This is a genomic window from Loktanella sp. 3ANDIMAR09 (assembly GCF_001420005.1).
Taxonomy (GTDB): domain Bacteria; phylum Pseudomonadota; class Alphaproteobacteria; order Rhodobacterales; family Rhodobacteraceae; genus Loktanella.
Map to the genome: position 1 here is coordinate 1 of NZ_LJAK01000008.1, position 15,240 is coordinate 15,240.

General features: G+C 60.6%; 8 protein-coding genes and 1 pseudogene. 8 read left to right on the forward strand and 1 reads right to left on the reverse strand.

Features of this window, described 5'->3' with window-relative positions; all coding sequences use genetic code 11:
- The 4 genes and pseudogenes from AN189_RS12365 to AN189_RS12380 form a co-directional block, all read left to right on the forward strand.
- A pseudogene (locus tag AN189_RS12365) lies at positions 1-2,184 on the forward strand (Ig-like domain-containing protein); the annotation flags it as partial.
- A gap of 284 nt (positions 2,185-2,468) precedes the next feature.
- A complete protein-coding gene (locus tag AN189_RS12370) occupies positions 2,469-3,830 on the forward strand; it encodes a TolC family protein (protein ID WP_083484397.1) in 1,362 nt (453 codons plus the stop codon).
- The gene (locus tag AN189_RS12375; protein WP_056036325.1) at positions 3,827-5,962 is read left to right on the forward strand and encodes an ATP-binding cassette domain-containing protein; all 2,136 of its coding nucleotides are present in this window, start codon (positions 3,827-3,829) and stop codon (positions 5,960-5,962) included. The genes AN189_RS12370 and AN189_RS12375 overlap by 4 nt, the downstream gene beginning before the upstream one ends.
- A 12-nt stretch (positions 5,963-5,974) precedes the next feature.
- On the forward strand, positions 5,975-7,135 hold the full coding sequence (locus AN189_RS12380; protein WP_172794910.1) for an HlyD family efflux transporter periplasmic adaptor subunit: 1,161 nt from the start codon (positions 5,975-5,977) through the stop codon (positions 7,133-7,135).
- A 3-nt stretch (positions 7,136-7,138) separates the two neighbouring features.
- Here the strand turns inward: AN189_RS12380 and AN189_RS12385 are convergent, their stop codons facing one another.
- Positions 7,139-11,104 (reverse strand): sulfotransferase family protein, encoded by a 3,966-nt coding sequence (locus AN189_RS12385; protein ID WP_172794911.1) that lies wholly within the window; start codon positions 11,102-11,104, stop codon positions 7,139-7,141.
- A 321-nt stretch (positions 11,105-11,425) separates the two neighbouring features.
- Here AN189_RS12385 and chrA point away from each other — a divergent pair, with 321 nt between their 5' ends.
- The 4 genes from chrA to AN189_RS12405 all read left to right on the forward strand — a co-directional run bounded on the left by chrA (position 11,426) and on the right by AN189_RS12405 (position 15,233).
- On the forward strand, positions 11,426-12,640 hold the full coding sequence (gene chrA / locus AN189_RS12390; RefSeq protein WP_056036331.1) for a chromate efflux transporter: 1,215 nt from the start codon (positions 11,426-11,428) through the stop codon (positions 12,638-12,640).
- Between the two features lie 201 nt (positions 12,641-12,841).
- Complete coding sequence (locus tag AN189_RS12395) at positions 12,842-13,408, forward strand: hypothetical protein (RefSeq protein WP_157057480.1); 567 nt, start codon at positions 12,842-12,844, stop codon at positions 13,406-13,408.
- The gene (locus tag AN189_RS12400) at positions 13,405-14,079 is read left to right on the forward strand and encodes an ABC transporter ATP-binding protein (protein WP_056036336.1); all 675 of its coding nucleotides are present in this window, start codon (positions 13,405-13,407) and stop codon (positions 14,077-14,079) included. Before AN189_RS12395 ends, AN189_RS12400 begins: the two co-directional genes overlap by 4 nt.
- Positions 14,076-15,233 (forward strand): ABC transporter permease, encoded by a 1,158-nt coding sequence (locus tag AN189_RS12405; protein ID WP_056036339.1) that lies wholly within the window; start codon positions 14,076-14,078, stop codon positions 15,231-15,233. Before AN189_RS12400 ends, AN189_RS12405 begins: the two co-directional genes overlap by 4 nt.
- The last annotated feature ends 7 nt before the right edge of the window (positions 15,234-15,240 follow it).

Genomic DNA, 15,240 nt, shown 5'->3' on the forward strand with positions numbered 1-15,240 from the left:
GCGACAGCGCCTGAGGCACCGACCATCGTGGTTGGACCGGCAAACCCGGATGCCACACTGACGATCACGGGTGTCGGTGAACTCGGTGCCACGGTCACGGTCATCATGCCGGACGGCGAGACGGTGACGGCGATCGCGGATCCGATCGACGGCAGCTACAGCGCGACGTCGACGGAACCACAGTCGGATGGTCCGGTGACGGCGACGCAGGTCGATATCAACGGCGAAGGTCCGTCGCCCCAGGCTACGGACAGCTATACGGCGGTGCCGGATGGGTCGGTTCAGGGGACCACCGGGGACGACATCATCGGGCCCGGTACGCCGGACGCCCAGGGTGATATCGTCGATGGACCCGACGGCGAGACCGCGACGAACGACAACATCTTTGGTGGTGGCGGCAACGACAGCATCAACGGTGGTCGCGGTGACGATTCGGTGTTCGGTGGTGCCGGTGGTGACACGCTGATCGGTGATCAGGACCCCGATCCTGTACCGGCGACGATCCAGAGCGTCCCGGATTGGCAGGCTATCTTCCTGGGCAATGCGGCCGACGTCGATACAAACGAGGGTTCAATCGCGAACGAAAACCCCGGACTTTTGCTTGGCACATATGGATCGACCGCAGCGCCGTTGAGCGGACAGGTGGTGTTCGTCGACAATAACGATGCCGACAATGACGGGATCATTGACCGGAACAACACGACGAACGGCAATGGCAACAACGAGCCGATGATCATCGATGGCGTATCGAAGATCATGGACAGTGCCGATGCCTATAACGCAGAGGTTGTGTTCGAGGGTGAAACCACCGCGTTTACTTTCTCTGCGGTTGTGTTCCAGACAACGGACGGTGATTTCTACCTGGCACCGGAGTTCAGTCAGGGCGCAGATTCCGATCTGTTGCTGGGCAAGCCGATCAAGTCGATCCGGCTGATTTCGGACATTGATGCCGTGAATGGAACCAACCTGGGTGCCAACCGACTGGAGATGGTTTACCAGGATGCGGCCAGTGGCGATGACTACCTCGACGGTGGTGAAGGCAACGACACGATCGACGGGCGCAGCGGCAACGATACGCTGATCGGTGGCGAGGGTAGCGACTCGATCATCGGTGGTGCCGGCAACGATCAGATCTTTGGCGGTGCCGGGGATACGATCGCGGCCGGTCTGGGTGACGACACGATCTTCTTTGACGGGACGCTGACGGGGAATGCGACCATTACCGTCACGGGCGGCGAAGACGAAGAGATCGCTGGCGACACGCTGGATACGACCGGGCTGACCAATGTCATCAGTGTGTCCAACACGGGCGAGGCTGGTCAGTTCACGTATGAAAATGCGGCGGGTCAGACGGTCACCGTCAACTATTCGCAGATCGAGACCTTTGTCGGTATCGTGCCGCCAATCGCGATCGATCTGAGTGGCGACGGGGTGATCAGCTACGGCGAGAACTACGTGGATCTGTCAGGCGAGGGTGATTTTGCCACCATCGGCTGGACGGGGGCCGAGGACGGCATCCTGTTCCACGATGTTCACGGGGACGGATCTGTCCGCAGCTCGGCGCAATATGCGTTCAGCGTGGATGGTTCCACCGACCTCGAAGGTCTGGCGATGACCTATGACCTGAACGGGGACGGCGTGTTCGATGCGCAGGATGACGGTTTTGCGGACTTTGCGGTCTGGCAGGATGCGAACGTCAACGGCGTGTCGGACGAAGGGGAGGTCTTCTCCTTGACGGACCTGGGGATCACGTCGATCAACCTGATCAGCGATGGCATCAGCGCCGATCCGACCGAAACGGTACATGTGACGGGGTCCACGACCGCCGAAACAGCGGATGGGCAAACCGTGCTGGTTCAGGATACGCAGTTCACGTTCCACATGGACCTGACGGATGACACTGTCGATCTGGCGGGCGTCGATGATACCGTCGTCATGGATGATTTCGACGCGATCGATTTGTCCGACGAAGGTGCGGATCACATCACGCTCTCCTTTGAGGATGTGATCGAGGCAGCGCCCTCGGGTCTGCTGGTCATCGCAGGGACAGCAGAGGACAGCGTGACCGTGACGGATGCAACCTATACGGGTGAGCAGCAGTCGATTGAAGGTCAGGTCTATGATGTCTATGCGCTGGACGATGCCACACTGGTCATCGACGAAGACATCAGCGTGATCACCTAAGGTCTGCTGAATAATCCAGAACAGGGCGCGCATCCGAAACGGTGCGCGCCCTTTGTTTCAGCGGCATTGAATGGTGCGGGTCGGGCAAGAGCGCCTGTCACCGGCATCAATAACGGCGGTTATCCTGTCGGGTCTTCATCACGGGTGTGGATGTTTCGCGCAAAACACAGCATGATTGACGCCACCGGTTCAAATATCGGATACAAAGTTGAGCAATGGCCGATCAACCGGCACAATGAAAAGAGCAGCACCGCGCGGTGGGTCGGGGACAGGAAAAGTCTGAGATGGCAGTGAATACTTTGGATCGGCATGCGCGACGCGCCGGCCCCGCACGCGGGCCCCTGGCGATGGCTGCGGTGTTTCTGGGACTGGTTGCGTGCAGTCCGCAAGAGGTGCCGGAATTTCAGGCCGAACAGGCGATCATTGCCGGGGCGCTGGACCCTGTTGCCGTCCGGACCAGCCCGCTTGGCGTCGAGGACGCGGTGCGGATCGGGATCATTTCATCGCGGAACGTGCAGAATTCGGCCATCGCGATACGGCAGTCCAACAACGAGGTCATTATCAACCGTGCGTTGTATTACCCCGAGCTCTATGCCTCTGCGTCCGTCAGTGCAGGCAGCACGACGCCGGTCGGCGTCGAGGCCGGGCTGCGCTACACATTGTTCGATTTCGGCGAGCGTGCGGCCAAGGTGGACGGTGCAATCGCGACGGTCGATCAGTCGCGCTATGCCCTGTTCACCGAGATCGAGACATCGGCAGAGGATATCCTGTCGGATTACATCGATTTTTCGATCGAGACTGCGGGTCTCGCAGATGCCCGGTCCTATGTGGACAGCATCAGGTTGCTGGAGGATGGCGTGCGCGGCAGGGTGCTGATTGGTGCGGCATCCGAGGTGGATACCAACGATTTCGACACGTCGTTGATCCGCGCGACGACCGAAGTTGGCAACGCAGAGGCGCAAACGGCCGCTGCCCGCAACACATTGTCGTCAGCCTTGGGGATTTCCGTGGGGTCGGTGCTGTCGCCGCAGCAGATCTACGCCCAATTGCAAACGCGGACGGGTTTGATCGCGGATGACAGCCTGATGGCGCATCCGCGTTACCTGGCGCGGCAGTCCGAAATCGAAATCGCGCGGGCCGAACGGAACGCCGTTGCGGCGGGCCTGTTTCCCGCCATCGGGGTCAAACTGGGGATCGGTGGCGGTTTGAACACGGACGGCGATTTCGTGAATAACGGAATCGTGGCCGGTCCGAGCGTGTCGCAAAGCTTTCCTTTGGGGGGTGGTCGCAAGGAGGCCGTCGCGAATGCCGATCTGGCAATTGCGATCGCCGAACAGAACCTGACCGAAGAACTGCGGCTGCTCAAGCTCGAGGCGCAGAATGCCCGGACGGCATTTGTGAACAGCAATCAGCGTGTCGAGCAGCTCAAGGATGTGGTGAACATTTCGATACGGACCCGCGACATCATGCTGGGTGATTATGAGGTCGGGAACCGGGCGTTGCGTGACCTGCTGGATGCGGAAGAACGGATCTACGATGCCCGTGCCGACCTGAACGAGGCGCGGCGCGTCAATCTGCAAAACCTAACCCGGATGATCTTTGCCTACGATCAGGCCTCTGGAAAACTGTATAGCGCACCGGAATGACGGACGCGGGCAAGTCAGGCGATGAATACGCGCAGTGGATGGTCGTCGCCAATCATCTGGCACAGGTCAAAGGCACTGATTACAGCAAGCCGTTTTTGCCCGACCAGATATCGCGTGTCATCCGCGAAGAAGCCTCTGCCAGCCTGATCGCTGATGCCTTTGGCGAGGCATTCAGAAAAGACGTGACCTATGTCGATTTCGGCGACATCGCAAAGGCCGCGCGGCAACAGGCCGTGCTGTGCTGGGACGACGCGCGCCGACCGTTTCTAGTGACGGGGCGGACGCTGCGTGGCCGTTACCGGATTGCGGCACCCGGTCCCGACGGCACGATGACCGAGGACACGATCACGTCCCGGCAGTTACGCCGCAGGTTCGCCGATGGTGTGATGTTTCAGGACGCGGTGCCGCTGGATGTGTGGTCCACGGATTCGACCTTCAAGGATGCCAGCAGGTGGTTCTGGGATTCCATCCGTCCGCTGTTTTCCAGCATGCGCTATCTGGTTCTGGCCGCCATCGTGGGAAACATCCTGGCTGTGGCCGCATCGCTGTTTGCCTTGCAGGTCTGGGACCGCGTGATCCCTGCGCAATCGGTCAATTCGCTGACCGTGCTGGTGATTGGTGTGGGTTTCGCCGTCCTGTTCGAGCTGATCTTGCGATTGCAACGGGCCGCGTTGATCGACGATGTCGGCAAGACCGTTGACCACAGGATTTCGGCAGGTGTGTTTTCGCACATGCTGAACCTCAAGGCCGATAGCCGCCCGGCCAGTCTGGGGGCCATGGCCGCCCAGATCCGCGAGATCAACCAGATCCGCGAGGCGATATCGTCCTCGATGCTGAGTGCCGCGATCGATCTGCCGTTCCTGCTGATCTACGTTGCGATCATCTACCTGATCGGGGGCGCGCTGGTGTTCCCGATCCTGATCGTCATTCCGGTCATCGTGATCATGGGGATCATCGCGCAGGTCCCGCTGGCGCGGTTGGCGAAACAGGGTCTGTCCGAGGCATCATTGCGCAACGGTCTGATCGTCGAATCCATCCTCAAGTCCGACGAGATCAAGTTGCAAGAAGCCGAGTCCACCATGCTGTTGCGTTGGGAACGCACGGTGGATGTCGCAAATACCATCGGCAACAAGCAACGCTGGTGGCGCAACCTGTTGATGAACACCACCCAGTCTTTCCAGCAATTGTGCTATATCGCGGTGGTGTCATTCGGTGCGATCGGCGTCATCAATGGTGATTTGACGATGGGTCAGGTCATTGCCTGTTCGATCTTGACGAACCGGGCCATCGCGCCACTGACGCAGGTGTCGGCGGTGATGGGGGCGATCCAGGGCAGCATCATGGCCAAGCGCAGCATTGACGAGCTGACCAGCCGCCCCGCGGATACGGCCAATCCCAACCATCTGCGCCGCGATCTGGACAGCCCGGATTATGCGATCCGTGCCCTGAAATATGCCTATCCGGGTCACGACCATACCGCGTTGATCATCCCCAAGCTGCACATCAAATACGGAGAGCGGATCGGCATTGTCGGTCGCATCGGTTCCGGCAAATCGACGTTCCTGCGTCTGCTGTCGGGCATCGTCGAACCCAGCGACGGCACGATCCTGCTGGACGGGACCGAGATGAAAACCGTCAGCCCCTCTGACGTGCGCCGTGCTGTCGGGTATCAATCGCAGGATTCCATGTTGCTGCGCGGGACGATCCGCGACAACCTTGCGATTGCGCGTCCCTCTGCCAGTGACAGCGAGATGATCGAGGCCTGCAAGGTTGCGGGTGTGCTGGACCTGATCAAGAGCAATCCGCAGGGGCTGGACCTGATGATCAACGAGGCCGGGCAGGGGCTATCGGGGGGGCAGAAACAATCGCTGATCCTCGCCCGCACGATCCTGCGACAGCCCAAGGTGGTGCTGATGGATGAACCTACGGCATCCATGGATGACCAGACCGAGGCGAAATTCATCGCGTCACTCTCGGAATGGGGGGCGGGCAAGACCATCGTCATTGCAACCCATCGTCTGCGACCGCTGAGCATCTGCGACAGACTGATCGTCATCAATGAGGGACGGATCGTCAACGATGGACCAAAAGACGACGTCATCGCCAAACTGAAATCGAATGGGGGCAGTTGATCCATGGCCGTCATGACAGATACGCCCCCCATGGCGGGGCGCAGGCAGAAACGGATCATCGTGACGATCACGGTGGTTGTTGCCGCGTTCTTTGCCTGGGCATCGATGTCCCCGCTGGAAGAGGTGGCGGTGGGACCGGGCCGCGTCATCCCATCTTCACAGTTGCAACTGGTTCAAAGCGTGCAGGGCGGCCGCGTGGTCGAACTGTTGGTGAACGAGGGCGATATCGTCGAGGAAGGACAGCTGCTGGCCATTCTCGACACGACCCGCGATGACGCCGAAACAGAAGAGCTTGCCAGCGGGGTCAACGACGGCATCGCGCAGCAACAGGTGCTCGAGGCGCTTTTGGCGGACCGACCGACCCTGACCATCACCGGGCTGCCAGAGGGGCAAGAGGTGCTGATCCGGCAGAAAACGGCACTGTTCAACGACATGCGCGAAAACCAGATTCAGGCGGTGCAGGATCTGGAAAACGAGCTGGATCTGCTCAATCAGGAAATGGCGATTTTCGAGCGCGCATCGCAGTTGGGTGGCGGCACGGAAATCGAACGACTGCGTCTGTCCCAGAAAATCGCATCAGTGACCACGCGGTTGAACAGTCAGCGGCAGACCTTCAAGAGTGACCTGCAAATCGAGCTGGACGAGGTGATCCGTACAACTCGGCAGTTGCAAATCCGGCTGCTGGCGCAGCAGGGGTTGTCGCGCGGGAGCGAATTGCGGTCACCGCGCCGGGGTGTGGTTCAGGATATTCTGGTCAGCACTGCGGGTGGCGGCGTTCTGCCGCCGAATGGTACGGTCATGGAAATCGTGCCCATCGAGGACCGTTTGCTGATCGAGGCTCGTTTCAGCCCGCGTGACATCGCCTTTATCGCGCCGGGGCAAACCGCGCGGATCAAGGTGTCTGCCTATGATTTCGCGATCTATGGCGGTCTGGAGGCCGAGGTCTTGCGCGTGTCGCCTGACAGTTTTCAGGACGAACTGAACAACGGCGAATATTATTTCGCGGTCACGCTGGAATCCGAAAGCACCTATTTCGACACGCCCAACGGCGACCGGCTGCCGATCATTCCGGGCATGGTCACGACAACCGACATCCTGACGGGCCAGCGCACCGTGCTGCAATATTTGCTGAAACCGTTGAACAGGGCGGGTGAAGCCCTGCGCGAACGCTGAGACCTAGCGCGGCTTTTCCACAAAGATCGTCACGGCGTTGGAGTTGAGCAGAACCGCATGGCGGGCCGGGATATTGGCCGTCACATGCCCGTTTTCAACACGCGCCGGATAGCGACAGATCATCCGGGGCGTTCCGCTGCGATGATCGACCAGTTGCCAATGGACCATTGCACCGTCCGGTTGCGGTGTCGAAATGCGCACGACCGGAGAGCCTTCTGCGTAGCCGGTGTGGAAATCATCACGGTGTGGACCCTCGGGAAAGGGGCGGGGGTCCATGAAGCCGAAAACGCTGTCATGCTGCATGATATCCTGCCGTCCGTAAGGCCAGACGTAGGTGCGCAGAAATTCCTGGTCTGCGTAATGCGCGCTGTTGACGGGCGTCTTGAGGAAATCGGCCACAAGTGCCCGCATTGCGGGCAGTGCGCCCTTGCGAACCCCCCAAAGCCCCGCAAGCAGTAGTTCGGTATGGGTGCCCGCATCGCGCATCGCATGAAAGGCCTGACCGCCCTCGATCCATTCCCTGACCGCGCCGGCCTCGCGTTCAGAGATCACGGAATCCGCATCGCGGAAAATCACGCGGCGCACATCAGGTGCGTCATAAGCTGCGAAACGCCACATTGGCCCGGGCCAGCGCAAGAGCGTATCGTCGACATGAATGACCTCGCCGCCTGCATCCGCAATGCGGGTCGTGACATGATCAGGCACGGTATCGTCGATGTAGAAACGGCAGACCCATCCGGGATAGATCCGGGGCTGGTCGATGCAGTTCAACACGGCTGTCTCGCAGTATTTCGACTGTCCGCCGAACAGTGAAAACGCGATGACATCGGTCTGGGCCTGTGCTGCGGGCACAGCCAATGGCAGCTTGATTGGCGCTGTTGCCGGGACAGCCGCATCGCGCAGCGTCAATGCCTTATGCCCGGCGGCGCGTGCGGCGTCCCATTGGCGCAAAGCGCCATGCGCATGTGCGATCGTGTCGTATATCCCAAAGGTGTCCAGTCCCAGTGCAACGGCCTGTTCGGCATGATCCAGCGCGTCCTGCCACCGTTCGAGGTAAAGGGCGGCAACGGCTGCATCGGCATAGATGTTTGCGTTTCTGACGCCCTTGGCGATCAGACCGTTCGACACGGCCAGCGCCTGGGCGTAGCGCCCTGCGCGGTAGTGCTGCATGAACGACGCCTTGGCCTGATCAAGCGCGCGCGCGGTGACTTGCGCGGACTTGGCCTTGGGTTTTGCCTTCGGCCCGGGCTGCGGCACGGCTTGTTGCGTGATGGGGGAAACCTGCGCCGCAAGGTGGCCAGTCGCCAGTTGCGCAAGATAGGTCTTGGGTACGAGGTCCATGACCGTCCCGTGTTTCACCACCGCCGGATACCGGCAGATGGTGACGGGACCATCCGCGGTGGTTTCTGTGATGTGCCAAACAACGGGTGTATCGTCGGGCAAATCGGTTTTCAGGGACAGATGGGAAAGTTCCACCGCGCGGCCGACTTGAGCCGTCGCTGCATCAACCCCGTCGGGAAAGGGCCGAGCATCGCCGAACCCGAAAACGGAATCGTGCTGCGTCAGATTTGCTTGTGCGTATGGCCAGATATGGTGTTGCAGAAAATGTTGATGCGACAGCTTTGCCTGCTGTTCGCAATGGCCAACCAGATCCGTAATCCTTGGCAGCGCGCCGCGTCGCAGGCCCCACAAGCCCGTCGGCAACAGGTCGGTATGCGTCGCATGATCGCGCATGACGTGGAATGACGCATCGCCATTGATCCAGTCGCGCACGGCATCGGCTTCGCGCGTGGTCAAGAGTGCTGCCGCGTCGCGGAAAATCACCCGGTCCGCGGCCGGATCGTCTGCTGCCGCGAGGTGCCACATGCTGCCGGGCCATCGGGCGACGGCCTCGTCCACCTGCACGACCTCTGCGCCAGCGGCGCGCAGGCGGTTCACCACGTTCTGTGGCACGGTATCGTCGCTGTAAAAGCGACAGATCCAGCCCGGATAGATCCGGGCTGCGATTTGGGCGTTCATGACTGCCGGTTCGCAATCCCTCGCCTGATCGCCGTGGATCGAAAACGCGATGATATTGCTGCAGGCCTGCGGTGATCTGGTCTGCATCGGCAGGTTGACGGACGGCGTTCTGGTCGCGTCTGCACCCCGCACGGTCAGGGCCATTTTGCCGTATAATGCGACATGGGCCGTGATCCCCAGTTTCCCAGAGGCGTCAGCCATCAGGTCCAGTGCCGCGAGGTTTTCGGATTCCGATGCCAGCGCATGGGCTGCCATCTTGCGGGCCTCCTTGATGCGGCCCAGACGCATCAGGGCCTGTGCTGCATTGGTGTAGGTTGCGGCGGTTCTGTCGCCGGTCGCAATTTGCCGCGACGCAATGTCGAATGCGGCCTGATACCTGCCGTCTGCGAATGCCGATGCGAAATCGGTCGTGACCGGCGCTGCATCCGGGATAGACGGACGTGACACCCGACGGGGCGCAGGCGCTGCGGTTGGCGCGTCGCGTCCCCAATCACCGGGCATCGTGTCCAAGGCACCATCGAGAAACGGCGCGAATTTGCGCCATTTTTCAGAACTGCCCTGATAAACTTCTTTGCGGACCTGCATCTTGGATGCGGTGGCGATGCGGCGTTTGGTTTCATGCGGCCGCATGCAGGCGTCCTCCCACGGGACGCCGATATGTGCGATGGCCTGTTCCGACATCTGTAGTTGATCCGTCGTCAGGCGCTCGTAGTTTACCGTGTGGATGCGGCCGCCCAGACGATGATGCCATTCTGCCATCAGATCCCGGTAGAGTGCGTGATAATTCAGGATATCGTCCAGATCGTAGCTGTACCCCAGACCATCGAAACCAAAGTTGTGTTTGAAATTGGACCATGCAACGGCGCGTGGATCGCGGGTTGCGTGAAATATCACCGCCTCTGGCAGGGCTTTTGCGATCAGTGGCAAATACCTGAAGTTGCTGGGCATCTTGTCGGTGACATAGGCCTTGCCGTCAGCGTGGCTGGCCGCTGCGCGCAAATAGCTTTTGCGAAAGATCGCAAGCGCGCGCGGCGTGATGGCCTTGCGGCCTGTCGAAAGCGCGTTGCCGTGGTTTGCGACATAGGGAAGTTCGCCGCCACCGCTGATCTGCGAATGGCTGGCCAGTATCTGTTCGAACAACGTGGTGCCTGACCGTGGCATGCCCACGATGAACACAGGGACCGGCATTGAACCGATCGGAACAGGGTCGAATTCGGTATCCATGATCGCGTCTGCCGTGCGGCGCAGGCTGTCGAAATGTCGGATGTCGTCCTCGAACCTGTAACCGATCAATTTCCGCCGGGTGGCGTTCCCGCTCTTGAGCTGCGACACGGTTTCCGCCGCCATGTCTGCATTTTCATAGGCGCCCGCGAGGCAGAAATGTATTTTGGTCCGATTTTCGAGGCTGATATCGCTGCGTGTCACGGCTTGTTGCAGGTATTTGATCTGAGGATCGTCCAGCGTCAGCTTCTTGACCTGACCAAGCGCTGTATAGCTGGGCAGGTAGTCGGGTTTGAGCCGGATCGCCGTTTCAAAATGGGTCGCCGCAGGGATCATCTGATCCGTTTCGCGGTAGCAGATTCCGAGGTTGTAGTGAGCATAGGCATTGTCAGGCCGGATGGCGGTGCTTTTTTCGAGATGAGTCAAAGCATCCTCGTAACGCCCGGCCTGCATCAGCGATGTGGCCATGTTATAGTGGGCGTCCGGGTCGTTGGGCTTGATCGCAATCCATTTCGCAAATGCCTCGAGGGCGCGGTCGGTCTGTTTCAACTCGTGGCAGGCAGAGCCCAGAATGTTCCAGACCAGCGTCGATCCGGGCAGTTGTTTGACCAGACTTTCGGCACCATCGCGTGCCGCATCAAATCGTCCCGCACGAAACAGCCCGAGAATGTTATCGATCTCGGCTTGGTTGGATTTGCTGATCGCTCTGGTCTGCTTGCGAATGGTCATGCGTCGGCCTTGTTGGGGTGGCATGGCGACCATAGCAGCCGCACCTTTGAATGCACGCGATCGGGTGAAAATTTTGCCGCGCTGTGTCAACGCGGCCCGTACTGCCGTTCCGCCGGGCCATGTGTAGCGTCAGAACCATTCAGACGCTTGCCTGACGCGGGGCCAGACAGCACAAACGGGATGATCCGACAGTCCGACTGGTGCACTTGTTTTCGACAGATGCAGCCGCGTTATTTGTGTATCCATGCGGAACGTCGGAATCGTGGTCACGCTGGTGACACATGGGCCGCTTAGGTCGGGGGCACTGGCAAAGGAGGCCTTGTGCGTAGAAATGTCGAGGCAGATCAGGCTGAGGCGGCGCACCTGCGGGGACATCCCAAAGAGGTCTTTGCCACTTTTCTAAAGCTGGGCCTGATGTCCTTTGGCGGACCGGTCGCGCATCTTGGCTATTTTCGCGATGAACTGGTAATCCGGCGCAGGTGGCTGTCTGACAGTGCCTATGCCGAACTGGTCGCTTTGTGTCAGTTTTTGCCCGGTCCGGCCTCGTCGCAGGTGGGATTCGCAATCGGTTTGCTGCGCGCGGGATGGCTGGGGGCGCTGGCTGCCTTTGCCGCGTTTACCCTGCCGTCGGCGGTGGTCCTGTTCGCCTTTGCCATGACCGCAACGCGGATTTCGGGACCCGTAGGAACAGGGGTCCTGCACGGGCTGAAGATCGTCGCGGTGGCGATCGTGGCACAGGCGGTCTGGGGGATGGCGCGAAACCTCTGCCCCGACCGCGAACGCGCGGGGATTGCGGTTTTGGCGGTGGTGATGCTGGCCATTTTGCCCGGCACATTGGGGATGATGGGGGCGATCACCGTGGGAGCGCTGGTTGGCCTTGCGCTGGGGCGGGGCATCGGCGCGCCCCGTGGCGGTGATGTCATCGTGCCGGTGTCGCGCCGCGTCGCAGGATTTGCCCTGTTCATCTTCGTGGCGCTGCTGGTTTGCCTGCCACTGGTTGCGGGGCAAGGGCAGGGGCTGGCGATCCTGGACAGTTTCTTCCGCGCGGGGGCGTTGGTCTTTGGCGGCGGGCATGTGGTGCTGCCGCTGTTGGAAACAGAGGTGGTGCAATCGGGTTGGATGACGCCGGACGCATTTCTTGCGGGCTATGGCGCGGCGCAGGCGGTGCCGGGGCCGCTGTTTACGATCGCAGCCTATCTGGGAGGGGGAGCATATGGGTTGGCAGGGGCAGTCATCGCGACCTTTGCAATATTCCTGCCGGGATTTTTGGTTTTGATCGGTGTTCTGCCGTTCTGGGACCGGTTCCGGTCTATGGCCCGGGCGCAGTCGCTGATGCAGGGCGCGAATGCTGCTGTCGTCGGTATTCTGGGGGCCGCGCTATATGCGCCGGTTTTCACCAACGCGATCAGCGACATGTCGGACTTTGCGCTGGCGCTCGTTTGTTTTGTGTTGCTGACAGCCTGGAAAGTGCCGCCCTGGGGTGTCGTGATTGTCGCGGCACTTGGCGGTGCCGGTCTGATGCTGATGCGCGGCTAGCGTCAGGTTCGTGTGATCCATCTGTTTAAACGGGGCATACCTGGGCGCGTGCAGGTCTCGCCCTGCACCAATTGCAGACAGCCTGTCGCATCTGTGATCCGCCAAACCGGTTCGGCTGACTTGTGCTGGCCCTGAAGGCATCCGATAGTCCCCGAATACCCGCAGAGCGACCCCGGGCGCGCGACAGGACGAGGACAGGAATTGAGTAAGACGTTAAAGATCGTCGTTTCGGGCTGCATCGCCATGGTCGCGCTACTGGCCGTCGTGTTCGTCGCGCGACCCGGCGGCGCAAGCGGGCAAGCCTATGCGGCACCGGGGACCGGCGCTGTAACAGCGGATGAATTCCGCCAGGTTTCATTTCAGATTGTCCCTGAAATCCTCGCGGTCGTTTACCGCGCCTTTGCGGAAACGGATGAATCGCAGATCTACGACAGCCTGTCAGAGGTCTCGGCGCGTGACGCGCTTGAAACGCTTTATCTTGAACGGGTGGGTGCGATGGCCGGCGGCGGTCTGGAGGCTGCGGACCAGGAATTGCACGCGATGGAACTGGAAGGTCTGACATCACGTCAGGACGGCGAGGCATTTGACATGAACGTCACATGGCGGGTGGTCGGCACGGTCGGTCACGCCACCCACCTCCATGTGCGTGGCAACACCTATTCCGCCAATCTGATGATCGAACCCGTGGATGGCGCCTGGCGCATGACCAGTTTCGAGCTGACCGACGTGGATCGCACCGATGCCGGTGAAATGGTGGCTGCGGAATGATTGCAATCAACGATCTCTCGTTTGCCTATCCGGACAGTGATTTCCGGCTGACCATCCCCAGCCTGGTGCTGGAGCCGGGCGAAAAGGTCGCTGTGGTCGGCCCCAGCGGGACTGGCAAGACGACGCTGCTGAACCTGATCGCTGGCATTACCGTGCCGCAATCTGGCACGGTGCGGCTGGGCGACGTCACCGTGTCGAACATGGGGGATGCCGCCCGCCGGAGCCTGCGGGCCGCCCGCATCGGTTTCGTGTTTCAGGATTTTGCGCTGCTGGAATATCTGACCGCACGGGAAAACATCCTGTTTCCCTACCGTATCGCGGCCGGTGCGAAAATCGATGACGCCGCGCGGACCCGTGCTGTTCAACTGGCGCAGTCATGCGGGCTGGACGGCAAGCTGGACCGCCGACCCGGCGCATTGAGCCAGGGCGAACAGCAGCGCGTCGCCCTGTGCCGGTCGCTGATCATGAAGCCGGACCTGGTGCTGGCGGACGAAGCGACGGGCAATCTGGATCCCGCGAATAAGGTTGCCATCCTTGACCTGCTGTTTGCGCGCACCTCCGAACAAGGTGCCACATTGCTGGCTGTGACCCATGATCACGAATTGCTGCCGCGGTTCGACCGCGTCATCGATTTTGCGACATTCCGCGATACAGGGGAACATGCCGCATGAACGCGTTTTTTCTGGCGATTTCCTATCTGCGGTTTCATTGGGCACGCTCGCTTGTCTTGATCGTGGTGACCGCGCTGATTCTGTCCGTGCCGATCATCAGTCAGGTGTTGCTGAACGGGTCGCAGACCGCATTGACCGAGAGGGCAGAGGCGACACCGCTGGTTTTGGGTAGTCGGGGCAGCCAGCTCGATCTGGCGATGAATGCGCTGTATTTTTCCGACGACCGCGCAAACCCTGTGACCATGGCGGATGCCGATGCAATCTGGGATTCGGGGCTGGGTCTGCCGATCCCGTTGAACACGGCATTTGAAACCAATGGCGCGCGGATCATCGGCACCTCGGTCGAATATTTCGAGTTCAGGGGCCTGAATGTCGCGCAAGGCCGCCAGATCGCCCTGCTGGGAGAGGCCGTTTTGGGTGCATCCGTGGCCGAACGTCTGGGGCTGGCCCCCGGCGACACGGTCGTGTCGGCCCCGCAGAACCTGTTCGATCTGGATGGTGTCTACCCGCTGGAGCTGAACATCGTGGGTGTTCTCGCACCGACCGGCACCCCCGATGACGAAGCCGTTTTTGTCGATATCAAGACGTCGTGGGTGATCGCCGGGATCGGACACGGCCACGACGGCGTGCTGGCCGAGGGAGCGACCTCTGGCGATATCGTCGCCAACGCCGCGATCGTCGAATTCAACCGCATTACCGACGACAATATCGACAGTTTTCATTTTCACGGCGATCCTGCGGATTATCCGGTGTCGGCGGTCGTGCTGGTTCCCAATGACGCCCGCGCCGCAACCATGCTGCGGGGGCGCTATCTGGATGCGGAAAATCCCGTTCAGATCATCGTCCCGCGTGACGTGATCGGCGAACTGGTCGGGCGCATTTTTCGGATCAAATCGCTGCTGGATGCGGTGACACTGATTGTCGGCGGCGCGGCCTTGGCGGCCGTGGGTCTGGCGATTTTCCTCAGCTACCGATTGCGCGCGCGCGAAATGCAGACCGCGTTCAAGATCGGTGCCCGCAAAAGCATGATCCTGCAATTTATCGGGGCCGAGACCATTCTAATTCTATGTATTGCGGGCGTCATCGCCATCGCACTGACGTTCGCCGTTCAGACAAACGGCAGCACCATCGTCGCCTGGTTGTTGGCGACCTGAAACCGAA